General features: G+C 68.6%; 24 protein-coding genes. 7 read left to right on the top strand and 17 right to left on the bottom strand.

What is annotated here, in order from left to right:
- Positions 1 to 8 precede the first annotated feature (8 nt).
- Together ACI7YT_RS08090 and ACI7YT_RS08085 are read left to right on the top strand one after the other, a co-directional pair.
- On the top strand, positions 9 to 632 hold the full coding sequence (locus ACI7YT_RS08090; protein WP_406250084.1) for a GNAT family N-acetyltransferase: 624 nt from the start codon (positions 9 to 11) through the stop codon (positions 630 to 632).
- 142 nt (positions 633 to 774) lie between these two features.
- Positions 775 to 1,050, top strand: a complete 276-nt coding sequence (locus ACI7YT_RS08085; protein WP_406250082.1) for an acylphosphatase — start codon at positions 775 to 777, stop codon at positions 1,048 to 1,050.
- Positions 1,051 to 1,059: 9 nt separating this feature from the next.
- Here the strand turns inward: ACI7YT_RS08085 and ACI7YT_RS08080 are convergent, their stop codons facing one another.
- From ACI7YT_RS08080 to ACI7YT_RS08060, 5 genes are read right to left on the bottom strand one after another with little or no spacing between them, the layout of a single operon-like run.
- A complete protein-coding gene (locus ACI7YT_RS08080) occupies positions 1,060 to 1,587 on the bottom strand; it encodes an AAA family ATPase (RefSeq protein WP_406250081.1) in 528 nt (175 codons plus the stop codon).
- Complete coding sequence (locus tag ACI7YT_RS08075; protein ID WP_406250080.1) at positions 1,580 to 2,059, bottom strand: hypothetical protein; 480 nt, start codon at positions 2,057 to 2,059, stop codon at positions 1,580 to 1,582. Before ACI7YT_RS08075 ends, ACI7YT_RS08080 begins: the two co-directional genes overlap by 8 nt.
- On the bottom strand, positions 2,056 to 4,371 hold the full coding sequence (gene ligA / locus ACI7YT_RS08070; protein ID WP_406250078.1) for an NAD-dependent DNA ligase LigA: 2,316 nt from the start codon (positions 4,369 to 4,371) through the stop codon (positions 2,056 to 2,058). Before ligA ends, ACI7YT_RS08075 begins: the two co-directional genes overlap by 4 nt.
- Positions 4,372 to 4,409: 38 nt before the next feature.
- Positions 4,410 to 5,507 (bottom strand): tRNA 2-thiouridine(34) synthase MnmA, encoded by a 1,098-nt coding sequence (mnmA, locus tag ACI7YT_RS08065; RefSeq protein ID WP_406250077.1) that lies wholly within the window; start codon positions 5,505 to 5,507, stop codon positions 4,410 to 4,412.
- A 9-nt stretch (positions 5,508 to 5,516) separates the two neighbouring features.
- Positions 5,517 to 6,692, bottom strand: a complete 1,176-nt coding sequence (locus ACI7YT_RS08060) for a cysteine desulfurase family protein (RefSeq protein ID WP_406250075.1) — start codon at positions 6,690 to 6,692, stop codon at positions 5,517 to 5,519.
- Between the two features lie 104 nt (positions 6,693 to 6,796).
- Here ACI7YT_RS08060 and glgX point away from each other — a divergent pair, with 104 nt between their 5' ends.
- The 3 genes from glgX to glgB are packed head-to-tail and all read left to right on the top strand — an operon-like array spanning position 6,797 to position 13,206.
- Positions 6,797 to 8,869: a glycogen debranching protein GlgX gene (glgX, locus tag ACI7YT_RS08055; RefSeq protein WP_406250074.1), complete on the top strand. Its 2,073-nt coding sequence runs from the start codon at positions 6,797 to 6,799 to the stop codon at positions 8,867 to 8,869.
- A 60-nt stretch (positions 8,870 to 8,929) separates the two neighbouring features.
- On the top strand, positions 8,930 to 11,002 hold the full coding sequence (locus ACI7YT_RS08050; protein WP_406250073.1) for a maltotransferase domain-containing protein: 2,073 nt from the start codon (positions 8,930 to 8,932) through the stop codon (positions 11,000 to 11,002).
- Positions 10,999 to 13,206 carry a 1,4-alpha-glucan branching protein GlgB gene (glgB, locus tag ACI7YT_RS08045; RefSeq protein WP_406250072.1) on the top strand — a complete coding sequence of 736 codons (2,208 nt, stop codon included), beginning with the start codon at positions 10,999 to 11,001 and terminating at the stop codon, positions 13,204 to 13,206. The genes ACI7YT_RS08050 and glgB overlap by 4 nt, the downstream gene beginning before the upstream one ends.
- Positions 13,207 to 13,233: 27 nt before the next feature.
- On the opposite strand, the gene ACI7YT_RS08040 is transcribed toward glgB, so the two are convergent.
- Together ACI7YT_RS08040 and ACI7YT_RS08035 are read right to left on the bottom strand one after the other, a co-directional pair.
- On the bottom strand, positions 13,234 to 14,175 hold the full coding sequence (locus tag ACI7YT_RS08040) for a tetratricopeptide repeat protein (protein WP_406250070.1): 942 nt from the start codon (positions 14,173 to 14,175) through the stop codon (positions 13,234 to 13,236).
- The gene (locus ACI7YT_RS08035) at positions 14,172 to 16,091 is read right to left on the bottom strand and encodes a glycosyl transferase (protein WP_406250068.1); all 1,920 of its coding nucleotides are present in this window, start codon (positions 16,089 to 16,091) and stop codon (positions 14,172 to 14,174) included. Before ACI7YT_RS08035 ends, ACI7YT_RS08040 begins: the two co-directional genes overlap by 4 nt.
- A gap of 178 nt (positions 16,092 to 16,269) precedes the next feature.
- Between ACI7YT_RS08035 and ACI7YT_RS08030 the strand changes: the two genes are divergently transcribed.
- Positions 16,270 to 17,322 (top strand): AI-2E family transporter, encoded by a 1,053-nt coding sequence (locus tag ACI7YT_RS08030; protein ID WP_406250066.1) that lies wholly within the window; start codon positions 16,270 to 16,272, stop codon positions 17,320 to 17,322.
- Between the two features lie 6 nt (positions 17,323 to 17,328).
- On the opposite strand, the gene ACI7YT_RS08025 is transcribed toward ACI7YT_RS08030, so the two are convergent.
- From ACI7YT_RS08025 to rpsB, 9 genes are all read right to left on the bottom strand, one after another.
- A complete protein-coding gene (locus ACI7YT_RS08025; protein WP_406250064.1) occupies positions 17,329 to 18,051 on the bottom strand; it encodes an alpha/beta hydrolase in 723 nt (240 codons plus the stop codon).
- Positions 18,048 to 18,335: a hypothetical protein gene (locus ACI7YT_RS08020; protein ID WP_406250062.1), complete on the bottom strand. Its 288-nt coding sequence runs from the start codon at positions 18,333 to 18,335 to the stop codon at positions 18,048 to 18,050. The genes ACI7YT_RS08025 and ACI7YT_RS08020 overlap by 4 nt, the downstream gene beginning before the upstream one ends.
- Before the next feature lie 12 nt (positions 18,336 to 18,347).
- Positions 18,348 to 19,049 (bottom strand): transglycosylase SLT domain-containing protein, encoded by a 702-nt coding sequence (locus ACI7YT_RS08015; protein ID WP_406250060.1) that lies wholly within the window; start codon positions 19,047 to 19,049, stop codon positions 18,348 to 18,350.
- Between the two features lie 48 nt (positions 19,050 to 19,097).
- Positions 19,098 to 19,664 (bottom strand): DivIVA domain-containing protein, encoded by a 567-nt coding sequence (locus tag ACI7YT_RS08010; protein ID WP_406250058.1) that lies wholly within the window; start codon positions 19,662 to 19,664, stop codon positions 19,098 to 19,100.
- A gap of 24 nt (positions 19,665 to 19,688) precedes the next feature.
- Complete coding sequence (locus tag ACI7YT_RS08005; RefSeq protein WP_406250056.1) at positions 19,689 to 20,810, bottom strand: phosphatidate cytidylyltransferase; 1,122 nt, start codon at positions 20,808 to 20,810, stop codon at positions 19,689 to 19,691.
- Positions 20,811 to 20,816: 6 nt separating this feature from the next.
- Positions 20,817 to 21,371 carry a ribosome recycling factor gene (gene frr, locus ACI7YT_RS08000; RefSeq protein ID WP_264157679.1) on the bottom strand — a complete coding sequence of 185 codons (555 nt, stop codon included), beginning with the start codon at positions 21,369 to 21,371 and terminating at the stop codon, positions 20,817 to 20,819.
- Positions 21,372 to 21,442: 71 nt separating this feature from the next.
- Positions 21,443 to 22,159 (bottom strand): UMP kinase, encoded by a 717-nt coding sequence (pyrH, locus tag ACI7YT_RS07995; protein ID WP_406250054.1) that lies wholly within the window; start codon positions 22,157 to 22,159, stop codon positions 21,443 to 21,445.
- 92 nt (positions 22,160 to 22,251) lie between these two features.
- Complete coding sequence (gene tsf, locus ACI7YT_RS07990) at positions 22,252 to 23,079, bottom strand: translation elongation factor Ts (protein ID WP_406250052.1); 828 nt, start codon at positions 23,077 to 23,079, stop codon at positions 22,252 to 22,254.
- Between the two features lie 59 nt (positions 23,080 to 23,138).
- The gene (gene rpsB, locus ACI7YT_RS07985) at positions 23,139 to 24,059 is read right to left on the bottom strand and encodes a 30S ribosomal protein S2 (RefSeq protein ID WP_406250051.1); all 921 of its coding nucleotides are present in this window, start codon (positions 24,057 to 24,059) and stop codon (positions 23,139 to 23,141) included.
- Positions 24,060 to 24,357: 298 nt separating this feature from the next.
- Between rpsB and ACI7YT_RS07980 the strand changes: the two genes are divergently transcribed.
- Positions 24,358 to 24,882: a murein hydrolase activator EnvC family protein gene (locus tag ACI7YT_RS07980; protein WP_406250049.1), complete on the top strand. Its 525-nt coding sequence runs from the start codon at positions 24,358 to 24,360 to the stop codon at positions 24,880 to 24,882.
- A gap of 13 nt (positions 24,883 to 24,895) precedes the next feature.
- Here ACI7YT_RS07980 and ACI7YT_RS07975 read toward each other — a convergent pair whose 3' ends face one another.
- Positions 24,896 to 25,798, bottom strand: a complete 903-nt coding sequence (locus ACI7YT_RS07975) for a tyrosine recombinase (RefSeq protein ID WP_406250047.1) — start codon at positions 25,796 to 25,798, stop codon at positions 24,896 to 24,898.
- Positions 25,799 to 25,863 lie beyond the last annotated feature (65 nt).

Genomic DNA, 25,863 nt, shown 5'->3' with positions numbered 1-25,863 from the left:
TCCGCTGAGTGAGACCGAGCCGGGCCGGCTCGGTCTCACTCAGCCGCGACGTCTTCGCGGCTCTGACGCGCGTCGGCTACCGTGGCGACATGGTGAAGGTGCGGTGGGCGCGAGTCGAGGACGCCGCCGGCGTGGCGGAAGTGCACGTGGATGCCTGGCGATCGGCGTACGCCGGGCTCATCGACCAGGCGATCCTGGACGGGCTGGACTTCGAACGCCGGACCGCGATGTGGACAGGCTTCATCATGCAGTCGCTGCAAGGTCTCCCGCCGAAGGGCTCTGACGAGCCGGCGCATCGACTGCTCGTCGCGGAGGACGACGGCCGGATCGTCGGCTGGGCCGGATTCGGCCCTGGACGGGACGACGGCCAGTCGCACCGCGGCGAGCTCGCCGGCCTCTATGCGCACCCCTCCGTCTGGTCGCACGGCGTCGGGCATGCCCTGGTCTCGCGGGTCGACGACGAGCTCCGCGACAACGGCTTCGCCGATGCCTACCTCTGGGTGCTCGACGGCAACCAGCGCGCTATTCGGTTCTACGAAAGTCACGGCTGGCTGGCCGACGGCGGCGAGAAGTACGGGGATGCCGGAGGCGCCACGGGCCTTCATGAACTCCGCCACGTCCGCGCGCTCTGATCATTCACGCGCGGAACTTCCCTGGGCGCGTCGCTCGGAGACTTCCTGGTGCCCATGCGATCCTCCTCGATCAGGTGTGAGATCGAGATGAGAACATAGACACGACATTGGATTCGTGTCGTTGAACGCGCATCCTGGACACATGGAATCGGTCAGCGTCATCGTCACCGGTCGCGTGCAGGGCGTCGGCTATCGCTGGTTCGTGCACGACCTGGCGTCATCGCGCGACGTGTCGGGATGGGTGCGCAATCGGCGTGACGGTGCGGTCGAGGCCGAGCTCCACGGCGACCGCGCGCAGATCGACGGAATCCTCCGTGCGATGCGCACCGGCCCACCCCATGCGCACGTCGACGGTCTCGAGGTGCGCGAGATCCCGGCGGGCACGACCGATGGGTTCGAGATCCGGCCCGCGCGATGACGGGCACGGTCAGATCGAGCCGAATTCGTGCCTCGAGATGGTCGCGGCGAGAACCGGTACGTCGACGGCGTGTCCGGTATCGACGCGGATCACGGGGAAGCCCGTCATCGGGCGCGCGATCTGCGCTGCGGCGTCCCATTCGGCGATGCGTCCTCCGTCGTCGTGCACGCCGTGCCGTGGCCGCGTGAGGTAGCGATCGCGCATGACGTCGTGCGCTGCCTCGCACCAGACTTCCAGCCCCATGGGGGAACCCGCTGCCTCGCACCCGCGGCGGAACCAGTGCTCGTCGCGCCCAGTCAGCCAGACCGACTCCACGAGCACGGTCCCTTCCAGCATCCCTGCCATCCGCCAGAGCGCGTCGGTCGCCAGCGCCCCCACCGCGCGCGTGGGCAGCGACGCGTCAACGGCATCGCCGAGCGCTTCCTTGATCGCGTCCTTCGAGACCAGCGGCACCCCGAGCTCGCGCGCCAGCGGCCGGGCCAGTGTCGTCTTGCCGGCTCCCGCCATGCCGTTGAGGACGATGAGACGGTCAGCCACCGGCATCCGCCGATGAACGAGCAAGCCTCGCGGCCACATCGATGACGGGCTCCGGATGCGCGAGCAGAGACCGCTGCGCCGGGTTGCCGATGAGATGCGCGAGCAGACGGTGCGCACCGATGACGGTCGGCGCCCAGTATCCGCCCACGTGGTGCCGGCTCAGCGGCAGTGTCGTCGACGCGCCGTCCACGACCAGCTCGACCGAGCCGTCGTCCGGGTCGAAATCGATCAGGTCCGCGGTGACCACCGTGAGCGCTCCGATCACGACCGTGCTGACGAGTCCGGGCAGCCGGAACCGCGTCGTCGGAACGTCGAGCGTCACACGCTCGACGTCGTTCCACGCGAGCACTCCGCGACCTTCTGCGCCGTCGCGGAGGATGACCGCGTCAGGCGTCAACCGGAGGTGATGGCGCCCCGGATCCCCGATCGCCACGGCGCCTGGGACGGCGATCAGCGGACCGTAGCGCTTCATGCCAGCGCGTCCGGCCCCTCAGTGACGAGGATGCGGAACTGCTCGGCATCCAGGATCCGGATGCCGAGTTCTTCCGCCTTGGCGAGCTTCGAGCCGGCTCCTGGTCCGGCGGCGACGAAATCGGTCTTCTTCGAGACGCTGGAGGCGGCCTTGCCACCGGCATTGATGATGGCCTCCTGCGCGCCGTCGCGCGTGAACCCTTCGAGGCTGCCCGTCGCGACGATCGTCAGCCCGTCGAGCACGCCGCCCTCGGTTACCGCGGCCCCAGGGCCGGGGTGCCCCGGGGTCGCCCACTGCACGCCGGCCGCCGCCCACTGCTCGACGATCTCGCGATGCCAATCGACCTCGAACCAGTCCAGCAGGGAGTCCGCGATGATCCCTCCCACTCCTTCCACGCCCGCGAGCTCCTCGCGGGATGCGGCGCGGATCGCGTCGAGTGAGCCGAACCACTGCGCGAGCGCACGCGCTGCAACCGGGCCGACGTGGCGGATGTTGAGGGACACGAGCAGTCGCCACAGCTCCTTCGTCTTCGCCTTCTCCAGTTCGGCGAGCAGCTTGATCGCGGCCGACGACGGCTGCGCCGCGTTGACTCCGTTCTTCTTCTCGGCAGGGGTCGGATTGCGCCGGAAGGGCGAGCGAGTCTTCACGACACCGTCGTCGTCCTGCTTCGGCAGTCCTGTCTCGCTGTCGCGCACGACCACGGAGATCGGGACGAGATCCTCGAGCGCCAGCGAGAACAGTCCGGCCTCGGTGTCGAGAGGTGCCGCGGCGGGTGGCTCGGCCTGCGTGAGCGCAGCAGCGGTCACCTCGCCGAGCACCTCGATGTCGAGAGCCCCTCGCGAGCCGATGTGCTCGACGCGACCGCGGACCTGTGCGGGGCACGACCGCGCGTTCGGGCAGCGCAGGTCGATGTCGCCCTCCTTCATGGGGCGCAGCGGCGTGCCGCACTCCGGACACCCCACGGGCATCACGAACTCGCGCTCGGTGCCGTCGCGCTTCTCGACCACGGGGCCCAGCACCTCGGGGATCACGTCCCCGGCCTTGCGCAGCACGACCGTGTCGCCGATCAGCACGCCCTTGGCCTTGACCACGTCCTTGTTGTGCAGCGTCGCCTGACGCACGACGGAACCGGCGACATGCGCAGGAGCCATGACCGCGAAAGGTGTGGCGCGGCCGGTGCGCCCGACCGAGACGACGATATCGAGCAGCTTCGTCTGCACCTCTTCGGGCGGGTACTTGTACGCGATCGCCCATCGCGGCGCACGGCTCGTCATGCCGAGTTCGTCGTGCAGGGCGAGTTCGTCGACCTTGACGACGATGCCGTCCAGTTCGTGCTCGATGTCATGCCTGTGCTCGCCGTAGTGCTCGACGAAGGCGACGACGTCGTCGATCTGCTCGCACACCCGGAAGTGCGGACTCGTGGGAAGCCCCCAACCGGCGAGCAGGTCGTACACCTCGCTCTGCGCCGCCACCGGCGGGTTCGGCCACGCACCGATGCCGTGCACGTACATCGCCAGCGATTCGATGCGCAGCAGGCCCGCCTCGAGCTCGAGCCCGTCCTTCTTGTCGAGCTGCTGACGCAGACCGCCGCTGGCGGCATTGCGCGGGTTCGCGAATGCGGGGAACCGCCGCGCCGCCGCCGCACGAGCCTTCTCTTCTTCGAAGGGCTTCTTCGCGCCGCCGCGGTTCTCCCACCGCGCGAGCGCATCGGCGTGAGCGCGTTCGCGGAACGAGGCCTGCGCCGCGTTGAGCCGCTCGAAGGCCGCGACGGGGATGAACACCTCGCCGCGCACCTCCACGATGTCGGGGTGACCCTCCCCGCTCAGTCGCTCGGGGATCTCCGGCAGGCGCAGCGCGTTCTCGGTGACGATCTCGCCCACACGACCGTCGCCGCGCGTCGCCGCCGATGTCAGCACGCCCTTCTCATAGCGCAGGTTGATCGCGAGTCCGTCGATCTTGAGCTCGGTGAGCCACGCCACGGAACGCCCCGCGGAGGCCTGCGCCTTGGCGGCCCACTCCCGGAGTTCGTCGATGGAGAAGACGTTGTCGAGGCTCAGCATCCGCTCGGCGTGCTCGATCGTCGCGAGGCCGGTCGCCTCTGCGGCGCCGACCATCTGCGTCGGCGAATCCTGACCCTGGAGCTCTGGATGCAGCCTCTCGAGCTCTTCCAGGCGCCGCATCCAGACGTCATAGGTCGCATCGTCGACGAGCGACGTGTCGCGCCCGTAGTACGCGTCCTTCGCCTCGAGAATGCGAGTCGTCAGCTCTTCGGCTTCGAGGCGGGCGTCTTCCAGCGAGATGTTCTCCGGCACAGGACGAGTCTACGAGCGGCCGCCGACATCGAGCGGCTTCAAACGCCTACCGGGACCGCCGATACCGTCGTGTCGATCGTGAACTGTCCGAGGACGCGCGTCCCGACGTACAGCACGGCGGTCTGTCCTGGTGCCACGCCGGTGAGTGGTTCGTCGGGGATGACGCGGACCCCGGCATCCGTCACGAATGCGCGAGCCGGGACCGGCTCGGCGTGTGCGCGGATCTGCACCTCGCAGGAGAATTCGGACGCGGTCGGCGCGGCGCCTGCCCAACTGAACCGCTCTCCCGAGATCTCCGCGATCGCCAGCGCCTCCTTCGGACCGACCACGACCGTGTTCGAGACCGGCCGCACCTCGAGCACGAAACGCGGCTTGCCGTCCGGCGCCGGCACGCCGAGGTGCAGGCCGCGTCGCTGCCCGACCGTATAGCCGTGCGCGCCTTCGTGCGAGCCCACCACGGCGCCGGTGCGATCGACGATCTCGCCGGTGGCGGTACCGACCTTCTCCGCCAGCCATCCGCGGGTGTCGCCGTCGGGGATGAAGCAGATGTCATGGCTGTCCGGCTTCTGGGCGACGCTGAGTCCGCGTTCGGCCGCTTCGGCGCGGACGAGCGCCTTGGACGGCGTCGAGCCGAGCGGGAAGTACGTGTGCGCGAGCTGCTCGGTCGTCAGGACGCCGAGGACGTACGACTGGTCCTTCGCATTGTCCGACGCCCTGTGCAGCTCCAGGCCGTCCTCCGTCGGCACGAGGGTCGCGTAGTGACCGGTGCACACCGCATCGAATCCGAGTTCCAGCGCGCGCTCCAGAAGGGCGGCGAACTTGATCTTCTCGTTGCAGCGCATGCACGGATTCGGCGTCCGGCCGGCCTGATACTCGTTGATGAAGTCGTCGATCACATCGTCGCGGAAGCGCTCCGAGAAGTCCCACACGTAGAACGGGATGCCGAGGCGATCCGCCGCGCGGCGGGCATCCATGGCGTCCTCGATCGTGCAGCATCCGCGACTGCCGGTGCGCAGGGTTCCGCCGGCGCGCGAGAGTGCGAGATGCACCCCGACGACCTCGTGACCCGCCTCGACGGCTCGTGCTGCCGCGACGGCGGAGTCGACGCCGCCGCTCATTGCCGCCAGGATTCGCATGGGTCCAGTCTACGAGCCGCTGGCTGAACCGGACCCGGATGCCCGCGCGTACACGTCCGGGATCACCGCGAGCACGGCATCCACATCCTGATCGGTGGAGGTGCGACCGAGCGTGAAGCGCAGCACGCTGCGCGCGTCCTGCTCGCTGCGTCCCATCGCCATCACGACGTGCGACGGCTCGGCGACGCCGGCCTGGCACGCGGAGCCGGTCGACGCGGCGATCCCGGCGACATCCAGCAGGAACAGCAGGCTCTCCCCCACCGCCCCAGGGAACAGCACATGCGCGTTCCCCGGGAGCCGGTCGATCCGGTCGCCGAGCGGCACGGCATCCGGCACGCGATCCAGGATGCCGGAGATCAGCCGATCGCGGAGCCGGGCGAGCCGCACCGATTCCGCATCGCGCTCCGCCTCGGCGCACTCGACGGCCGCCGCGAATGCCGCAGCCCCGGCGATGTCCTGCGTTCCGGCGCGCAGCCCGCGCTGCTGGGCGCCGCCGTGCAACAGAGCGCTCATCCGCGCCGTCCGCGCCACGACGAGCGCCCCGACCCCGACCGGGGCGCCGATCTTGTGTCCGGCGACGCTCATCGCCACCAGGCCGGACCCCGCCGGCGCGTCGCCGCGGAGCTCGCGGTACGACAGCGGCACGTGTCCGAGAGCGGCGACGGCGTCGAGATGAAGCGCAACGACGGCCTCGCTCGCGGCGCGCGACAACGCGGCCGCATCGTTGATCGTCCCCGCCTCGTTGTTGGCGATCAGTGCGGTCGCCAGCGCGGCTCCGGGAAGCGCTGCGGCGAACGCACCAGCATCGATGCGCGCCTGATCCGTCACCCGCACCGCGCGCACCTCGGCACCCTCGCGCGCCAGGGCGGCGACGGTGTCGACCGTGGCGTGGTGCTCGGCATCCGGCAGCACGATCGCGCTCGTCAGCGAAGGGCGCGAGGTCCACAGTCCTCGCAGTGCCGTGTTGATGGACTCCGTTCCGCCCGAGGTCAGCACGACCTCGATCGGATCGCACCCGAGGACCGCGGCGATGCGCTCACGGGACTCCTCGAGAAGGCGACGGGCATCCTGACCAGCGCCGTGCGTCGACGACGCATTGCCGATCACCGACACCGCCTGCAGCCATGCGTCCCGGGATTCGGGACGCAACGGGGTCGTCGCCGCGTGGTCGAGATAGTGCTGCATGCTTCGATTCTCCCCCGTTTCACGCGCCCCGGAGCAGGAATCGGTCGTGGAACCGAGTGCTACCTGACATGAGACTGCAACACAAGCGGCCTAGGGTGTTACTCATGCCCGTGTCCCGTGCGTTCGCCGCCCCCGGCGGATCCCACCTCGATGACCTCGGTGTCCGTCTCCACGACGGCACCGCGACCCTGCGCGTCTGGTCCCAGAACGCGTCATCCGTCGAACTCGTCATCTTCGACGAGACCGACCTCGACTGGGTCACCGACACCGTCGACCTGGAACGTCGGCCGGGCAGCGTGTGGGAGGTCACGACGGACCTGCTGCAGCCCGGCACCCGATACGCGCTGCGCGTCGGAGGGCCGCACGGCCCCGGGAACACGTTCAATCCCGAGACGCTGCTGCTCGACCCGTACGCGAAGGGCCTCGCCCAGGGGGACGGCTACGAGGAATGGCGCTCCGTGGTCATCGCCGACGGCTTCGACTGGGGCGGGGTGCACAAGCCCCGGATCCCACTGGACCGCACCGTCGTCTACGAGGGCCACCTCAAGGGCATGACCAAGCGGCATCCCGGTGTCACGCCCGCCCTGCACGGCACATACGCGGGTCTCGCGCACCCCGCCATGATCGAGTACTTCCACTCGATCGGCGTCACGACGATCGAGCTGCTGCCGATCCACGCGTTCGTCCCCGAGCCCCGCCTGCTCGAACGGGGCCTGACGAACTACTGGGGTTACAACACGCTGAACTTCTTCACCCCGCACGCTGCGTACGCCAGCGACGATGCGCGCAAGGAGGGTCCGGAGGCCGTGCTCTCCGAATTCAAGGGCATGGTCCGGCTGCTGCACGAGGCCGGCCTCGAGGTCGTCCTCGACGTGGTCTACAACCACACCTCGGAAGAGGGCATCGGCGGTCCTCGATCGAGTCTGCGCGGCATCGACAACGCCGGGTACTACCGGCAGCAGCCCGACGGCGCGTACGTCGACACCACCGGATGCGGCAACACGCTGGACACGTCGACGGATGCCGTGGCGCGGCTGGTCCTCGATTCGCTGCGCTACTGGGCGACCGAGATGCAGATCGACGGCTTCCGGTTCGACCTCGCCGCGGCTCTCGGCCGGAATGCGAAGCACGAGTACGACCGCGAGCATCCGCTGCTGCGGGCGATTCTGGAGGATCCGCTCCTGCAGGACGTCAAGATGATCGCCGAGCCGTGGGATGTCGGTCTCGGCGGGTGGCAGACCGGGAACTTCCCCGACGGCTTCCTGGAGTGGAACGACCGCTATCGCGATCGCGTCCGCAACTTCTGGCTCAGCGACATCGACTACGCCAGGCGGGCATCGGCTCCGGTCGGCATCGGCGGATTCGCGACGAGGCTGGCCGGCTCGTCCAACACCTTCGCGGACGAGCGCGGTCCGCTCGCGAGCGTCAACTTCGTCACCGCGCACGACGGCTTCACGCTGCACGACCTCGTCTCGTACGACGTCAAGCACAACGAGGCCAACGGCGAGAACAATCACGACGGCGCCGACATGAACCGTGCGTTCAACCACGGTGCCGAAGGGCCGACCGATGACCCGACGATCCTCGCCGCCAGGCGGAAGGCCATGCGCAACCTGCTCGGCACAGTGCTGCTGTCCGCAGGCATCCCGATGCTCACCGCCGGAGACGAGACGGGGCGCACCCAGCGCGGCAACAACAACGCGTACGCGCATGATTCGGCGCTCACCTGGTTGAACTGGGAGTTCGAGCCCTGGCAGGAGGATCTGCGGGCGCACGTCGCGACGCTGACCCGACTGCGCCGGGAGAATCCGGCGCTGCGTCCCAGCAGATACGCGCGCTTGGGCGAGCACATCCCCAACGCGAGCGTCATGGACTGGTACGACCAGAACGGCGAGACGATGGAGCAGGAGCAGTGGACCGACCCCGGTAACCGCACACTGCAGTACGTCGCGGCATCCACCCCGGATTCCGAGGACTTCAACCGCATCCTGCTGATCGTCCACGGGACCGAGACGCCCATCGACATCACACTGCCGGATGCCGTCGACGGGGCGACACGGTTCGTCTCGCTGTGGTCCAGCGCCGACGAGAATCCGGATGCCCAGCAGCGGATCCTCGCCCCGGGGGATGTCCTCCCCGTGCCGGGAACATCCATGCATCTGTTCCGCGTGGAGTGACACGCGCAACCGCGACGCGCGCGGGTGCCACGGGAGGCGCAGGAGCGGTACATTCGGGATATGGCCGCACGCACGGTATCCCGTTCCGAGGCTCTGAGGAGCCCCGCCCAGATTCCTCTGCGGTCCGCTCCGGCGACCGCCGTCCCCGAGGCGATACGCACCGGCCGGATTCCGCTGGCGGATCCCCGTCCGACCGTCCCCGGCGGGTTCGATGCCAAGGCGTTCACCGGCGAGGTGGTCCCGTTCAGCGTCATCGCATTCCGCGAGGGGCATGATCGCATCGGCGTGCACGTCCGCCTCACCGCACCCGACGGCGCGCAGACCCTGCATCGGCTCACGCCGCTGAACGACGGGACCGATCGCTGGGAGGCGGAGATCGCACTCGATCTCCGCGGACTGTGGCACTACCGCTTCGAAGCGTTCTCGGACGACCACGCGACCTGGGCGCACGCCGCCGCGGTCAAGATCGGTGCCGGCGTCGACGTCGAGGTGATGACGGCATCCGGCGCCGAGCTCTTCGCCCGCGCCGCGGCTGAGAAGGATCGCCCTGCGGCCGAACGCCGTCGCCTGTCGGCCGTCGCCCTCGCGCTAGGCGAAGCGGATGGCGCCGTGACCCTCGGGGTGGCGGGCGACGTCGAGCTCGCAGCTCTCTTCGCGGCACGTCCCGTGCGCACGCTCGTCACGGAATCGGCCGAGCAGCGCATCCTGGTGGAGCGCACACGGGCCGGCGTCGGCGCCTGGTACGAGTTCTTCCCCCGTTCCGAGGGCGCGAAGCGGACCAAGGACGGCACGATCATCAGCGGAACCTTCCGCACCGCGACCAAGCGGCTGCCGGCGGTCGCCGAGATGGGCTTCGAGGTGCTGTACCTGCCGCCGATCCACCCGATCGGCCGCAGCCACCGCAAGGGGCCGAACAACACGCTGAACGCCGGCCAGAGGGACCCAGGCTCGCCGTGGGCGATCGGATCGGCCGATGGTGGTCACGACGCCGTCCATCCCGATCTGGGCACCCTGGCTGACTTCCGTGCCTTCGTGCGCGCGGCGCACAAGGCCGGGTTGGAGATCGCCCTGGATCTGGCGCTGCAGGCCTCGCCCGACCATCCGTGGGTGGCCGAGCACCCGGAGTGGTTCACGACCCTTCCGGACGGTTCCATCGCGTATGCGGAGAACCCGCCGAAGAAGTACCAGGACATCTACCCCATCAACTTCGACAACGACCCTGACGGGATCTGCGCCGAGGTGCTGCGCGTCGTCGAGCACTGGATCTCGCAGGGGGTGAGCATCTTCCGCGTCGACAACCCGCACACCAAGCCGCTCTGGTTCTGGGAATGGCTGATCGCGCGCGTGAACGAACGTCATCCGGACGTCGTCTTCCTCGCCGAGGCGTTCACGCGCCCTGCTCCCCTGCGCGGACTCGCCGCCGCCGGTTTCCAGCAGAGCTACACGTACTTCACCTGGCGCAACAGCAAGGCCGAACTCGAGGATTTCCTCTCCTCGCTCGCGACGGAGACCGCGGACTACCTGCGCCCCAACCTCTTCGTCAACACTCCGGACATCCTCACGGAGTACCTGCAGTTCGGCGGCAGGGCGGCGTACCGGATCCGCGCGGCCATCGCCGCCACTGCGGCACCGGTCTACGGCGTGTACGCCGGCTACGAGCTCTACGAGAACGTCGCCCGTCCCGGCGCCGAAGAGAACATCGACAACGAGAAGTACGAGTACAAGCTGCGTGACTTCGCGGGAGCCGAGGCTGTCGGCGACTCCCTCGCGCCGTATCTGCGACGGCTGAACGAGATCCGACGCGACCACCCGGCCCTGCGTCAACTGCGCAATCTCGCCGTGCACTGGAGCGACGATGATGCGGTGCTGGTGTATTCGAAGCATCTCGACGCCGCGTTCACCGGCACCGGATCGTCCGACACCGTCCTCGTCGTGGCCAATGTCGATCCGCACTCGGTGCGGGAGACGACGGTGCACCTCGACACCCGCATCTGGGGTGTCGCCCCAGGGGAGACATTCGAGGTGCAGGATCTCATCACCGGGCAGATCTGGACCTGGAACGATCATGACTACGTTCGGCTCGACGCGTTCGCCGAGCCGGTGCACATCCTGACAGTGAAGGAGCGATCATGAGCTACGTCGAGGACGTCACCGAAGCCGAGGACTGGGCGCAGATCGCCGTCGGCGCGCATCACGCCCCGCATGATCTGCTGGGGGCGCATCCGACGACGGATGCCGCGGGCCGAACGCTCACGACCATCCGCGTCCGCCGCCCGCTCGCCGACGAGGTGAGCGTCGTGTTCGCCGACGGGCAGCGACTGGCGCTGACTCATTCCGCACACGGCATATGGGAGGCCAGGCACGAGGGACCGCCGGTCGCCTACCGTGTCGCGGCCGCGTACGGCGACGAGGACGAGATCGTGACCGGCGACCCCTATCGGCATCTGCCGACGCTGGGCGACATGGATCTGCATCTCATCGCCGAGGGACGCCACGAGCGACTCTGGGACGTCCTGGGGGCGCATCCGAAAGCGCACGGCTCAGAACTCGGCACCGCGTTCGCCGTCTGGGCGCCGAATGCCCGCGCCGTGCGCGTGGTGGGCGACCACAACGGATGGGAGGGCACCGGGCATCCGATGCGCTCGCTCGGATCGAGCGGCATCTGGGAGCTGTTCATCCCCGACGTCACTATCGGCACGCGTTACAAGTACGAGATCCTCACCCGCGATGGTCATTGGATCCTCAAGGCCGACCCGATGGCTCAGGCGGCGCAGCTCCCGCCCGAGACCGCATCCGTCGTGACGGCATCCGCCTACGTCTGGCAGGACGGCGCCTGGATGACGCGCCGTGCGGCCACGCACGCCGTCGCCCAGCCGATGTCGGTCTACGAGGTGCACCTCGGCTCATGGCGACACGGACTCGGATACCGCGACATGGCCGATCCCCTCATCGAGCATGTGAAGGCGACCGGCTTCACCCATATCGAGCTCATGCCCGTCGCAGAGCACCCGTTCGGCGGCTCCTGGGGCTATCAGGTCAGCGGGTACTACGCCCCGACGAGCCGTTTCGGCTCCCCCGATGATCTGCGCCACCTCATCGATCGCCTGCACGGCGCGGGGATCGGCGTCATCCTGGACTGGGTGCCAGGGCACTTCCCGAAGGATGCGTTCGCGCTCGCCCGTTTCGACGGCGAGGCGCTGTACGAGCACCCCGACCCTCGCCGCGGCGAGCACCAGGACTGGGGCACGTTGATCTTCGACTACGGCCGGCCGGAGGTCCGCGGCTTCCTCGTCGCGAACGCCCTCTACTGGCTCGAGCAGTTCCACATCGACGGACTGCGAGTGGATGCCGTGGCCTCCATGCTCTATCTGGACTACTCCCGCAAGGACGGCGAGTGGGAGCCGAACATCCACGGCGGACGTGAGAACCTCGAGGCCATCCGGTTCCTGCAGGAGGCGAACGCCACCGCGTACCGTCTGCACCCCGGCATCGTCATGATCGCCGAGGAGTCGACGAGCTTCCCCGGCGTCACCGCGCCGACCGAGCACGCCGGACTGGGCTTCGGCTTCAAGTGGAACATGGGCTGGATGAACGACTCGCTCGTCTACATCCAGCGCGACCCTGTGCACCGCTCGCACCACGAGGGCGAGATGACGTTCTCGTTCGTGTACGCGTTCGGGGAGAACTACATCCTGCCGATCAGCCACGACGAGGTCGTACACGGCAAGAAGAGCCTGGTCGCGAAGATGCCAGGAGACCACGCGCACCAGCTCGCGAACGCGCGCGCGTACCTCGCGTACATGTGGGGCCATCCGGGCAAGAACCTGCTGTTCATGGGGCAGGAGTTCGGCCAGCTCTCGGAATGGTCGGAGTCCCGGGAGCTGGATTGGTGGCTGCTCGATCAGCCGGCGCACCGTCAGCTGATGGACTTCGTCGGTTCGCTCAACACCACTTACCGTGCGCAGGCGCCCCTCTGGGAGCGCGACGGCGACGCATCCTCGTTCACGCGGATGGGCGGTCCGTCCTGGGACCCGAACGTGATCGCGTTCGAACGACGCGATGCGCACGGCGGCCGGCTGGTGGTGGTGAGCAACTTCTCCGGTACGACGCGCACCGCGCTGCCGCTGACCTTCAGTGTGGAAGGCGTGTGGCAGGAGGTTCTGAACACGGATGCCGCCGCGTTCGGCGGCTATGACGTCGGCAACCTCGGCATGGTGGTCGCGCACCCTGAGCAGGATGCCGGGGCGCCCGTGGCCGCGGTCACGCTGCCCGCGCTGTCGACGCTGTGGCTGCGGCACCAGCCGGATCCGCACGTGCCGACCGTGTCGCACGGCTGACGACGAGCGACGCCGGCCGACCGGCGGTCAGAACAGCAGGGACGAGAGCCGCGTGCGCGCGCTGATCACGCGCGGGTCATCGGCGCCGATCAGGCCGAACAGCTCGACCAGGCGCTCGCGCACCGCCGTCCGCTCGTCCGATCCCAGCGCGGCGAACAGATCGAGCAGACGCGCGAACGCGTCCTCGACGTGGCCACCGGCGATGTCGAGGTCAGCGACCGCGAACTGGGCGTCGACGTCCTGAGGCGCTGCCGCCGCTGCCGCGCGCGCCTCCTGGAGATCCAGCGCCTGGACGCGGTCGAGCAGTCGAACCTGTCCGAGCCCGGCGCGCGCATCCTCGTCGCGCGGATTCTCCGCGAGTGCCTTCTCATAGGCCCGGATCGCCGTCGCGTAGTCGCCGTTCTCGATCGCCGCGTACGCCTCGGCGTGCAGCGGAGGCAGCGGGGGCTCCTCCGCAGGCGCCTCGGGCTGCTCGTCGCTCGTGGACAGCGAGCCGGTGACGCCGTTCTGCGCAGCGAGCTGCAGGAGCTGGTCGAACACCTGGCGGACCTGCTCCTCCGGCACGGCGCCGTTGAACATCGGAACCGGCTGACCGGCCACCAGGGCGACGACCATCGGAATCGACTGCGCCCGGAACCCCTGTGCGAGCTGCGGGTTCGCGTCGACGTCCACCTTGGCGAGCACGACCCGGCCGGCGAGCTCCTGCGTGAGCTTCTCGAGGATCGGACTCAGCTGCTTGCACGGTCCGCACCACTCGGCCCACAGGTCGACGACCACGGGCACGGTGCGGGACAGCTCGAGGATCTCGCCGAAGGTCTCGTCCGTCACGTCCCGGATGAGCGCTCCGTCCGCCGGGGCGGTCCCACCGGCGGCAGAGCCGTCGGGCTGTCCGGCCGGTGCCGCCGGGCGGTTGCGCAGGGCGGACAGGTCGACGGCGCCGCGCAGGGCGGCTGGAGAGATGTCGGTCATTTGATCACTTCCACGTTGAGAACGTCCTGGTGGACCGCAAGCAGTCGGACCTGCTCCCCCGATACCTGGGTCGGTACCGAGAAGAACAGTTGCATGCTGTACGTCGTCTTCACACCCTTGGCCGACTGGTCGACGCCCGTGAGCGCCTTCGCCACCGGATCTTCGCCGAACTTGATGACGGCATCGGACGAGGTCGGGGTGATGGTCTCGCTGTCGAGCACGGAGACCGAGACGATCGCACCGCTGTCCAGGGTCGCCATCGAGACCGGCACGTCCGTGGTGGGATCCATGCCGAACTCGGCCTTCGAGGTCTCGGACGCCTTCTTCTCGGCGAGGCTGTCGACGACGGACTGCCGGCTCGCCTGGATGGTTGCGGCCAACTCATGCGTTCCGTCATCGAACAGGTCGTACGAGGCGCTCTTGTCACCGGCATCCACCACGTCGGAGAACGCGGTGGCGAGCTCGTTCGGAGCGATCGCGAGGAACGTCGTGTCCGGCGGAACCAGCGTCGTGCCTGCCCATGCGGGCGCGAGCGCGGGCAGCTCGACGGACGCCTGCATCTCGGCCAGGTAGGAGATCTTGTAGTTCGACCAGGGGTCCTGCTGGCTCATGGTGAAGATCACGGGGGCGACGGAGTCGTCCTCATTGCTCTTCGAGAGCATGAGCACGGTACGGGGCCACGCATCTGTCGCCTGAGGCAACAGGATCTCGACATCATCCGTGGGGATGACGGCCGGCGCAGGGCGATCCGCGATCGCGCCTCGCAGCGTGTAGTCGGTGCGACGCGCGGTCAGCGCCGCTCCGTCCAAGCGGGTCGCGGCCAGGTCGATGTCGAGCTCGGCATCCGCGGTCGCGACCGTGCCGGAGACGCTCTCCAGGATGCGCTTGGCCTGAGCCTCCGTGACCGCCGGCGGCTTCTGGTTCTCCGGAGCGATCACGGTCGGCGTCGGCGATGGCGTGGCCGTCTCGGTGCCGAACTGCGGCCACGAATCAGCCGAACAGCCTGTGGCCACCACGGCGACCAGCGCCAGCGCTGGAATCGCGAATCGGCGGCGACGAGTCAGTGCGACCCGCTTCGCCGTGCCCTTGGGATCCGGTGTCTGCTCGGGTTCGGCGTCGGCTCCGGCGGTCGCGCCCTCGTCGGACGGCTTCTGCTCGATCGCCTCCTTCTCGGGGACCTTGTCGATCGCGACATCGATCGGCTCCGTGGCGGGGAGCGGACCTGGGCCCTTCCGTCGCGGACCACGTCCACGTCGCTGGTGCCGGATGCCGAGGATGTACAGCACGATTCCGATGGCGAGCATCAGACCGCCTGCGGCCATCAGCGGGCCTGCGAGGGGCGTGGAGTTGTCCAGTGGCCAGGACACCACGATGTCATCCGGTGCCGGCTCGGTGCCGTCACGCGCGATGAGCATGCTGGTGCCCTCCGGCAGCTGCGTGTCGGTGATGATCTGATCCTGTTCGCTGAACGAATCCAGCCACAGGTCCGAACCCGCCGGGTTGCGACCTGTGGTCGCCGCCGCGTCCTCCGTCGGGGTGGGGGTCGGAGTCGCGGTCGCGTCGGCGGAATCGCCGTCGGCATCCGCCGCGTCCTCCGGTTCGACGACCGTCGTGACGGGTGCTCCGTCGTCGTTCAGGGTGATCGAGTTGTAGGTGGCGTCCGAGAGCCAGGCCTCCATGTCCGCGGTGCGCCCGACGGCGGCGAACAGTTCGCCGTCGCCGCGGATGATGAGGCTCTGAAGGCCGGGCTGGGTACGCAGCACTGCCCCATCGATCAGGGTGTAGGGCTCCGGCTGCGAGGTCTCCAGCACCAGCTCCTCGCTGGAGGGGCCCACGAAGACGGTGCGCTGAGCGATACCCGCACCGATCAGGAGCGTGGCCAGGACGAAGGCCACGACGGCCCATACGAATCGCACGAAAAGTTCTCCTTACGTGATCCGGAAACCGGTGCCGGATCATCGCTCGACATTTCAGACTAGCGAAATCACCTGAGTGTTGTCTCAGGCGGATTGCCACCCGACCGTTCGGCACGTCTTCGCCGCCGCTCGCCATCTGCTGGATACGCTGGCCTCATCCGTTCTACGAGGAGCCGAAATGAAGTTGCACAACCCGTTCCGAACGGCGCTGGTCGCGACGCTCGGCGTCGGTCTCGGTGTCCTGCTCATCGGCAGCGTGCAGACCCTGTCCACCGTGCTCCTCTATCTCGGCACCGCCCTGTTCATCAGTCTCGGCCTGGATCCGCTGATCTCCTGGCTCGAGCGGCAGAAGGTCCCCCGCTGGCTCGCCGTGCTCGTCACGATCGTCGCAGTGCTCGGCGTGTTCACGGGCATCGTCCTGATCGTGCTGCCGATCATCATCTCGCAGGTGACTCAGCTCGTCGAGCAGATCACGGCGCTCGTGCAGAGCAGCAATGACATCTGGGCCGACCTGCGCACCTGGCTCGGCGGCATCTTCCCCGCGTTGGACATCGACCGCGTCCTCACCGAGGCGCAGGACTGGCTGCTGGCGAACGTCGGCAGCATCACCGGCGGCGTGATCAACGCCAGCCTCGGCGTCGTGAACGGACTCTTCGGCGCCTTCATCGTGCTGATCCTGACCATCTACCTCACCGCATCGACGCCGTCGCTCAAGCGCGCGGTCTACCAGCTCGTCCCGGCGTCCAAGCGGCCCCGCTTCATCGACCTCGCCGACCAGATCACCGACTCCGTCGGCTACTACGTCATGGGTCAGGTCTCGCTCGGCGTGATCAACGGCGTCCTGAGCGCCATCTACCTGTCGATCATCAAGGCGCCGTTCCCCGCCGTCCTCGCGGTCGTCGCGTTCTTCTTCTCGCTCATCCCCCTGGTCGGGACCCTGACCGGTTCGACGATCATCGTGCTGGCGTGCCTGATCCCCGGCCTCGGCTCGCCCGCGACGGCCCTCGCCGCCGGCATCTACTACCTCATCTACATGCAGATCGAGGCGTACGTGATCTCTCCGCGCATCATGAGCCGAGCCGTCTCGGTGCCAGGCGCTGTGGTCGTCGTCGCCGCACTCGCCGGCGGCTCGCTGCTCGGCCTGCTCGGCGCGCTCATCGCGATTCCGGTGGCGGCCAGCATCCTGATCATCTACCGCCAGGTCGTCATCCCGCGGATGAACGAACGCTGATCCGGGTCAGGATGCCGGGCCCCACACCGTCGGCAGCGGGAGCGCCTGCGGGTTGACCGCGGCGACGATCTCGGTGAGCACGTGCCTGGTCTGACTCTCCCCCACCCACAGGTGCCTGCCGCCTTCGACGGCGATCAGCACGGCATCCGGAATCGAGGCGAAGCGCTCGCGAGCCTCCGCGGGCCGCAGATAGTCGTCGAACTCGGGGATCAGCGCGATCACGCGACGGGGGTCTCCTGCCCAGGCCGCCACCTCCGCGTCGCTCGCGCGGTGCAGCGGCGGCGAAAGCAGGATCGCACCCACGACATCGTGCTCACGGCCGTACTTCAACGCGAGTTCCGTCCCGAACGACCATGCGAGCAGCCACGGCGTCGGCAGGCCACGCTCCTGCACGAAGTCCATCGCCGCGGCGACGTCGAGGCGCTCGGCCCCACCGCCGTCGAAGACGCCCTGGCTCGTGCCGCGCGGCGACGCGGTGCCACGCGTGTTGAAGCGCAGAACGGCGAGGTCGGCCAGAGCCGGCAGACGCGCGGCCGCTTTACGGATGATGTGCGACTCCATGGACCCGCCGGCCGTGGGCAGCGGATGCAGCGTCACCAGGGTCGCGACCGGCGACCGATCCTGCGGCGACGCCATCTCTCCGATGAGGGTCAGCCCGTCCGCGGTGCGCAATTCGATGTTCTCCCGGTGCGCCGGGAACTCGAGAGGCCCGCGGATCTCGATGCTCATCCCAGCCGCCAGCAGTGCGCATGCCAGTGCCGTCGCGCGGCGAGATCAGCGGCTTCGCCCAGTACCCCGTCCGCACGCCAGGCGACCAGGTGCGCGAGCCCCGGTGCGATGACCTGCGTGCACCCCGGGCAGACGTATTCCTTCTGCGCCTGCAGCGCGGAGACCGGCTGGACGATCCATTCGCGACCACGACGGATCTCCGTGCGCTTCCAACCGGCGAGAAGGCGATCGAAGGAGTCGTCGGTGCTCGAGCGCTCCGGGCGCCGCTTACGGGATCGGGGCATGGCGGAGCGGTGTCACCACCAGTGGTTGCTCCGCCAGAAGTTGTACGCGCCTTCCCAGCTGCCGTATCGGCCGATGGCATAGCCATTGCCCCAGCGCAGGTTGTCGACCGGGTCGAAGCAGTTGCCTGGAACCTTGCTGCACGGCAGAGCCTGCACCAGGCCGCTGGCTCCCGACGAGCGGTTCACCGCGTTCGGGTTCCAGCCGCTCTCCTTCGAGACGATGTAGTCCACGAAGCCCCAGTCACCCTGGGCGATGCCCGCCGCGGACATCCACTCGGCCGGAGAGCCGCCGCCGGTGTACTGCGGTCGGCTGCCGCTGCTGCCGCTGCCATTCGACCCCGATGACGCGGGCTTCGGGGTGGGTGTCGGCGTCGGCGTCGGCGTGACGTAGACCTCGTAGGTGCCGCGATCGACAGGAGCGAAAGCAGCACCGTCGACCGTCACACGCAGATCCTGCGCGTCGTCAGCGGCCAGCGAGTAGACGGTCGTCTGCGCTTGAGCGGAGTCGGCGGTTTCTGCGAGGGCGAAGCCGGTCGGCGCCACGATCGCCGCGGCGAAGCCGACGACCGCGAGCGCGGCGAACGTAGCGACGACGCCGCGTCGGCGCGACCAACGGGCGCGCGTCGGCACCGGTCGCTTCGCAGTGAAGACGATATCTGCGCGGCCGGGTGCGGGCGCGACGGCGATCTCTTCGGACTCGTGGGGTGAACTCACAATAGCCTCAGTGTAGACCAGAGCCCGCTGAGGAGACCATGAGAACCGTCATCGGACTGCGAGCATGACCTCGATCGTCGCGTCCAGCAGAGCGTCGACCTGCTCCTCGCGATAGCCGCCGCGCTGCATGCGGAAGGCCGCCGACCGCAGCTGCTCCACCGACAGCTCGTCGCCGTCGCGGAGATAGCGGACGATGCGACGTGCGACGTGATCGACTTCCTCTGCCCGATAGCCGTACGTGAGCCAGCCGACGCGCGCGAACTTGTGGAGCTTCGGACGCGCGAGATGATCCAGGATCACCTGCGCCTCTCCCCTGGCCTGCTCGACCCAGGCGGTCGCGCCCTCCGCACGCACGGCGCGGTCGCGGACACGGGCCGCGAAGGCATCCTCGATGCGCCCGAGAGCGGCATCCACCTCGGCCACCGCGTAGCCGCCGCGAACCATCGGGAAGGACGCCACGCGGACGTCCTCGGCCGACAACGCATCGTCGTCGCGCTCGAAGCTGGTCTTGGCAGCTGCGAGGAAGGCATCGACCGCGGCCGGGTGATACCCGCGGGTTCGGCCCGTCGTCAGCGTGAACGCCGTCGGCGCCGGCGTGGTCTGCAGATCTGTCACGTCATCCACCGTATCCGACCGTCATCAGAGCGTCGCCCAGGGGGACAGCAGGAAGTACAGCATGAGCGCCGGGATCGTCGAAGGCAGGATGCTGTCGAGACGGTCCAGCAGTCCGCCGTGTCCGGGCAGCCACGAGCTCATGTCCTTGATGCCGAGGTCGCGCTTGAGCATGGATTCGGCCAGATCGCCCAGCGTCGCGGAGAGCAGCACGGCCGCGCCGAGGATGACGCCGGCCCACCACGGCATCTCGAGCAGGTACAGCGCGAGGAGCACGCCGACACCCGTGGCGGCGAGAACCGCACCGCCGAAGCCCTCCCAGGTCTTCTTCGGACTGATCCGCGGAGCCATCGGATGCCTGCCGAACGCGAGCCCCGACGCATAGGCGCCGGTGTCGGCGGCGACCGCGATCGCGATGAACGACAGCACCCACCACTGCCCGCCTTCCTGCGACAGCAGGATCAGGGCGATGCTCGCGAGGAACGGAACGTACACCTGGACGAATCCGCTGACCACGACGTCCCCGAGCACTGCTCCGTACGTGCGACCGTCCTGGACCATCATCTGCGCGACCAGGCGCCACACGATCACGAACGACACGGACGCGAACAGTGCGACCCAGCACAGCCAGGGCTCGGCGAAGTAACCGGCCAGCACGAGCGGCGTCCCGGCGACCAGTTGCGGGATGATGTCGATGCGTCGCCCGGCGCCACGCAGCGCGAGACCGAGTTCGTAGATGCTCAGCAGCGCGATCGCCAGGACGATCGGAACGAAGAGCCACTTGATGAACAGCAGCGATCCGAGCAGGACGGCACCCGCGGCGAGACCGATGAGGATCGCGACGATCAGGTCCCGACCGGTGCGCTCCTTGATGCGCTCGTTCGCCTGGTCGAGCTGATCCTTCGCGTGCGAGACGTGGTTCTCGAACTCGCCGCGCTTGGCCCGCCACTGCTCGCGGATCGCATTGTGCTCCCCCGTCGACATGCCGGGCGTCGCCTCGGGAGGCAGCTCCGGCTTCGGCGGAACGACCGTGGCGTCGAACCCGGGGAAGGCGCTGTCGCTCAGCGGCGTCGGTGCCGCGTCGCGTCGCCGCTCGCTGCGCCTGCGGGGCGCATCGTTCGGCGGCGTGCCCCCGGAATCGTCAGTCATTCCCGCTCACACCTCGAGCAGTTCGGCCTCTTTGCGCTTCAGCGCCTCGTCGATCAGGTCGACGTGCTGACGCGTCAGGGCGTCCAGGTCCTTCTCGCCGCGGGCGATCTCGTCCTCGCCGACGTCGCTCTTGAGCGCGTCCAGCTCATCCTTCGCCTTGCGACGGATCCCGCGGACATGCACCTTGGCATCCTCGCCCTTGGAACGCACCAGCTTGACGTACTCCTTGCGACGCTCCTCGGTGAGCTCCGGCATCGTCACCCGGACGATGTTGCCGTCGTTCGACGGGTTCGCACCCAGATTCGGCATGTCGCGGATGGCCTGCTCGATCGCCTTCAACGCCGACTTGTCGTACGGAGTGACGATGAGCGAGCGCGCCTCGGGGTTGGCGAGCGACGCCAGCTGTGCGAGCGGAGTGGGCGAACCGTAATAGTCGACCATCACCTTCTGGAACAGCTGCGGGTTCGCCCGCCCGGTGCGCACCGTGGCGAAGTCCTCCTTCGCGGCTTCGACCGCCCTGGTCATCCGGGTGGTGGTTTCTGCGAGGACGTCCGCGATCACGGCGACTCCAATCGTCTGGGGTGTTCTGGCAATTCTATCCGGGCGGATGCTCAAGCACCCGTCCACGACGCTCAGGAGGTGACGAGCGTGCCGATGGGATCTCCGAGCAGTGCGCGCGTGATGTTGCCCGAAGGCTCCATCCCGAACACACGCATGTCCATGTTGTTGTCCATGCACAGGCTGAACGCGGTCGAGTCGACGACCTTGAGCCCGCGCTGCAGCGCCTCGCGGTACGTGACCTGGTCGATGCGCGTCGCCGAGGCATCCTTGTGGGGGTCCGCCGTGTAGATCGCGTCGACGCCGTTCTTCGCGACGAGAACCTCCTGCGCACCGATCTCCAGCGCGCGCTGGGCCGCGACGGTATCGGTCGAGAAATACGGCAGGCCGGCGCCGGCTCCGAAGATCACGACGCGACCCTTCTCCATGTGCCGCTCGGCGCGACGCGGAATGTAGGGCTCCGCGACCTGCGTCATGGCGATCGCGGACTGGACGCGCGTCGCCGCACCGGCCTGCTCGAGGAAGTCCTGCAGAGCCAGGGCGTTCATCACGGTCCCGAGCATGCCCATGTAGTCGGCTCGTCCACGGTCCATGCCGCGCTGGCTGAGCTCTGCACCGCGGAAGAAGTTGCCCCCTCCGACGACGACCGCGATCTCGACCTCGTCGACGGCCGCGGCGATCTCGCGGGCGATCTGGCTCACCACGTCGGGGTTGACACCCAGCTGGCCGGCACCGAATGCCTCGCCGGAGAGCTTGAGAAGAACGCGACGGCGTCCGGTTCGTTCAGTCATGGGTGAATCCTCTCGTCCCGCAATCAAGATAGTGCCTTCTGGGCATGAAGAAGGGGTTCGGACCCTCACGGATCCGAACCCCTCTAACGTCGTTACGCGCCGACCTTGAAGCGCGCGAAGTCCGTCACGGTGATGCCGGCGTCCTGCGCGACCTTGGCCACGGACAGCTTGTTGTCCTTGGCGTAGTCCTGCTCGAGCAGTGCGACCTGCTTGATGAACGCGGTCACGCGGCCCTCGACGATCTTCGGCAGCGCGGCCTCCGGCTTGCCCTCGCCGCGGGAGATCTCGGTGACGATCTCGCGCTCCTTCTCGACATCCGCCGCCGGAACGTCCTCGCGGGACAGGTACGACGGGTTCGCGAACGAGATGTGCTGGGCGATGCTGCGCGCGGTCTCGGCGTCGTCACCCGAGTAGGCGACGACGACGCCGATCTGCGGCGGCAGGTCCTTGCTGGTGCGGTGCAGGTAGACCTCGAAGTTGTCGCCGGTCAGCGTGCGAACGCGACGCAGTTCGACCTTCTCGCCGATGATGGCTGCCTCATCCGAGATCAGCTGGTCGACGGTCTGACCGGCGGCGTCGGCTGCGAGAGCCTCCTCGACCGTGTTCGCCTTGACGGCGGCCACGGCATCGGCGACCTTCTCGGACAGCGCGATGAAGCGGTCGTTCTTGGCGACGAAGTCGGTCTCGCAGGCGAGCTCGACGAGCGTCACGGCGCCATCCTGCTCGCGGGCGACGACCAGTCCCTCGCTGGTGGAACGGTCAGCGCGCTTGGCGTTGCCCTTCGCACCCTTCAGCCGAAGGATCTCGACGGCCTTCTCGCGGTCGCCATCGGCTTCCTCGAGTGCCTTCTTGGTGTCGACCATTCCCGTGCCGAGCTGCTCACGCAGCGCCTTGATGTCGGCGATGGTGAAGTTGGCCATGTGTGGCGGCTCCTTGCTTCGTGATATGTGTTTTCGCGGGCGGGTTGGGCCCGAGGGAATTACTTGGCCTCGGCGGCCGCAGCGTCGTCGGCCGGAGCCTCGGTCGCCTCGGCGGCAGCCTCGGTGGTCTCTGCGGCCTCGGCCGGAGCCTCAGCAGCTTCAGCAGCGGCCTCGGCGGGAGCCTCAGTGGCCTCGGCAGCCTCTGCCGGTGCCTCGACGGTCTCGGCGGGAGCCTCGAGGAGCTCGCGCTCCCAGTCGGCCAGCGGCTCAGCGTCGCCGGTCTCGGGGTTGTGCTTCTGCTGCAGGCCCTCGGCCGCGGCATCCGCAATGATGCGGGTGAGCAGCGAGACCGAACGGATCGCGTCGTCGTTGCCGGGGATCGGGTACTGGAAGTCGTCCGGGTCCGCGTTGGTGTCGAGGATGCCGATCACCGGAATGCCCAGCTTCTTGGCCTCGTCGATCGCGAGGTGCTCGCGCTTGGCGTCGACGACCCACAGGGCGGACGGCGTCTTGGCGAGGTTGCGGATGCCGCCGAGCGACTTGTGCAGCTTGTCGAGCTCGCGCTTCTTGAGCAGCAGCTCCTTCTTCGTGAAGCCGGACGCGGCCGGGTTCTCGTAGTCGAGCTCCTCGAGCTCCTTCATGCGGGCGAGACGCTTCGCGATGGTGGAGAAGTTGGTGAGGAGACCGCCGAGCCAGCGCTGGTTCACGAAGGGCTGGCCGACGCGGGTCGCCTGCTCTGCGAGGACTTCCTGAGCCTGCTTCTTGGTGCCGACGAAGAGGATGGTGCCGCCGTGAGCGACCGTCTCCTTGACGAAGTCGTACGCCTTGTCGATGTAGCCCAGCGACTGCTGCAGGTCGATGATGTGGATGCCGCTGCGCTCCGTGAGGATGAAGCGCTTCACCTTCGGGTTCCACCGGCGGGTCTGGTGTCCGAAGTGCACGCCGCTGTCGAGCAGCTGGCGGATGGTGACCACAGCCATGGTCGTCTCCTTGTTCTGGCGCTCTCGCGCCGTTGAGGTTGTTTTCGTCGATCAGTCGATCGTCGAGCCTGGTGCCCGGCGCACACCCGCCCGTTCGTCGAACGGGACCTATGGGAGTGGATGCCGCGACCGAAGTCGCTTTGGGCACGCGTAGTCACCCCGGAATCGAGGTGCATGAGCCAGTGTACCCGATTCGCCTGGTTCACTCGCCCTGCACCGACAGCCTCGTTCCACGAGTACTGCACCGATGGCGGGATGCATCACCGGCGCGGCCGTCGGCGGCGCGCACGATGGAGGCATGTCCGCACTCCTGCCCCGCTTCCCCCGTTCCGCGGCAGCCGTCGTGCTCGTCCTCGTCGGGCTCGGTGCCGGCGTCGGCCCTGTCCAGGCAGACGAGAACTCCGACGCGGACTGGCTGTGGCCGGTCGCCGGCGGACGACGCGTCGTGGAGCCGTTCATCGCCCCCGCCCACGAATACGCCTCCGGCCACCGCGGCATCGACATCGCCGCTGACGCGGGAGGAGAAGTCCGAGCGCCAGCGGCCGGCGTGGTCGCGTTCGCGGGCACCGTGGTCGACCGTCCGCTCCTGACGATCGACCACGGAGGCGGTCTCGTCACGACCTTCGAACCGGTGGCATCGACGCTGCGCGCCGGCGAGGAGGTGTCCGCTGGGGACGCGATCGGCACGATCTCGACGGGCGGGCACGCGCCGGCAGGCACACTGCACATCGGGCTGCGGGTGCACGGTGCCTACGTGGATCCGATGTCGATGTTCGGTCCGGTGGAGCGGGCCGTGCTGCTGCCGTGCTGCGCGCCGCTCTGATGGCGCGGCCGCCTCACGCGCGCGGATGCGCCAGCCGGTAGGTCGCCGTCAACCGCTCGGCCGAGACGTGCGTGTAGATCTGCGTCGTCCCCAGACTCGCGTGACCGAGGATCTCCTGCACCGCTCGGAGATCCGCTCCGCCGTCCAGCAGGTGCGTCGCGGCGGAGTGGCGCAGTGCGTGCGGTCCGACGTTGTCGGCGCCCACGACAGGTCCGAGCGTGCGCGCCACGAGCGTGTAGACCAGTCGCGGCCCGATCCGCCCGCCGCGCGCGCCCAGGAAGACCGCGGGAGTGGCGGATGCCGCGCGCGCTGCGAGCACGGGTCGGCCTCGCGTCGTCCAGGCGGAGATGGCGTCGCGCGCCGGCCGCCCGTACGGGACGACCCTCTCCTTGGATCCCTTGCCGAGCACGCGTGCCGTGGCGCGGTCCTGATCGAGATCGTCGATGTCCAGGCCGCACAGCTCCGACACGCGCATGCCGGATGCGTACAGCAGCTCGAGGATCGCGTGGTCGCGGAGATCCGTCGGGTCCCCGGCAGCCGCGAGCGCCCGCTGCGCGTCGAGCAGCACCCGCATGCCTTCACGGGACGCGACCGTCGGAAGGGTGCGGCCGCGTTTCGGGGTCACCAGCCGCAGACTCGGGTCCACGGAGATGAACTCCTCGTCCTTCGCCCAGGCGAAGAACGACCGGGCCGCGGCCGCGCGTCTGGCGAGGGTGCTGCGCGCGTCGCCGCGCTGGGTCGCTTTCCACAGCCAGTCCCTCAACGACTCCAGGTCCACTTGTGCGATGGAGACGTCCCCGACGGACGCCGCGAGGTCGCGCAGGTCGGATCGGTAGGCGCGCACCGTGGCCGGCGACAGCCGACGAACCGTCGCGAGATGCGTCGCGAACGCCTCGGCTGCGGCGGAGAGGTCCATGCTCCCAGCATGGCTCGGTTCCATCGCGGCGCTCCAGTGCCTCGCCGCATCGACCAGGACCGGGC

It is taken from the genome of Microbacterium sp. M (genome assembly GCF_045181065.1).
In the GTDB taxonomy this organism is placed as follows: Bacteria; Actinomycetota; Actinomycetes; order Actinomycetales; family Microbacteriaceae; genus Microbacterium.
The sequence above is the reverse complement of the archived record's forward strand: the minus strand, read 5'-3'. Positions and strand labels throughout refer to the sequence as shown.

What these genes read in the sequence shown, in the direction of transcription:
- ACI7YT_RS08085 (WP_406250082.1), top strand. Translation starts at nt 775, where the DNA reads ATGGAATCGGTCAGCGTCATCGTCACCGGTCGCGTGCAGGGCGTCGGC.
- ACI7YT_RS08075 (WP_406250080.1), bottom strand. Translation starts at nt 2,059, where the DNA reads ATGAAGCGCTACGGTCCGCTGATCGCCGTCCCAGGCGCCGTGGCGATC.
- mnmA (WP_406250077.1), bottom strand. Translation starts at nt 5,507, where the DNA reads ATGCGAATCCTGGCGGCAATGAGCGGCGGCGTCGACTCCGCCGTCGCG.
- ACI7YT_RS08060 (WP_406250075.1), bottom strand. Translation starts at nt 6,692, where the DNA reads ATGCAGCACTATCTCGACCACGCGGCGACGACCCCGTTGCGTCCCGAA.
- glgX (WP_406250074.1), top strand. Translation starts at nt 6,797, where the DNA reads ATGCCCGTGTCCCGTGCGTTCGCCGCCCCCGGCGGATCCCACCTCGAT.
- ACI7YT_RS08050 (WP_406250073.1), top strand. Translation starts at nt 8,930, where the DNA reads ATGGCCGCACGCACGGTATCCCGTTCCGAGGCTCTGAGGAGCCCCGCC.
- glgB (WP_406250072.1), top strand. Translation starts at nt 10,999, where the DNA reads ATGAGCTACGTCGAGGACGTCACCGAAGCCGAGGACTGGGCGCAGATC.
- ACI7YT_RS08040 (WP_406250070.1), bottom strand. Translation starts at nt 14,175, where the DNA reads ATGACCGACATCTCTCCAGCCGCCCTGCGCGGCGCCGTCGACCTGTCC.
- ACI7YT_RS08030 (WP_406250066.1), top strand. Translation starts at nt 16,270, where the DNA reads ATGAAGTTGCACAACCCGTTCCGAACGGCGCTGGTCGCGACGCTCGGC.
- ACI7YT_RS08025 (WP_406250064.1), bottom strand. Translation starts at nt 18,051, where the DNA reads ATGAGCATCGAGATCCGCGGGCCTCTCGAGTTCCCGGCGCACCGGGAG.
- ACI7YT_RS08020 (WP_406250062.1), bottom strand. Translation starts at nt 18,335, where the DNA reads ATGCCCCGATCCCGTAAGCGGCGCCCGGAGCGCTCGAGCACCGACGAC.
- ACI7YT_RS08005 (WP_406250056.1), bottom strand. Translation starts at nt 20,810, where the DNA reads ATGACTGACGATTCCGGGGGCACGCCGCCGAACGATGCGCCCCGCAGG.
- pyrH (WP_406250054.1), bottom strand. Translation starts at nt 22,159, where the DNA reads ATGACTGAACGAACCGGACGCCGTCGCGTTCTTCTCAAGCTCTCCGGC.
- tsf (WP_406250052.1), bottom strand. Translation starts at nt 23,079, where the DNA reads ATGGCCAACTTCACCATCGCCGACATCAAGGCGCTGCGTGAGCAGCTC.
- rpsB (WP_406250051.1), bottom strand. Translation starts at nt 24,059, where the DNA reads ATGGCTGTGGTCACCATCCGCCAGCTGCTCGACAGCGGCGTGCACTTC.
- ACI7YT_RS07980 (WP_406250049.1), top strand. Translation starts at nt 24,358, where the DNA reads ATGTCCGCACTCCTGCCCCGCTTCCCCCGTTCCGCGGCAGCCGTCGTG.
- ACI7YT_RS07975 (WP_406250047.1), bottom strand. Translation starts at nt 25,798, where the DNA reads ATGGACCTCTCCGCCGCAGCCGAGGCGTTCGCGACGCATCTCGCGACG.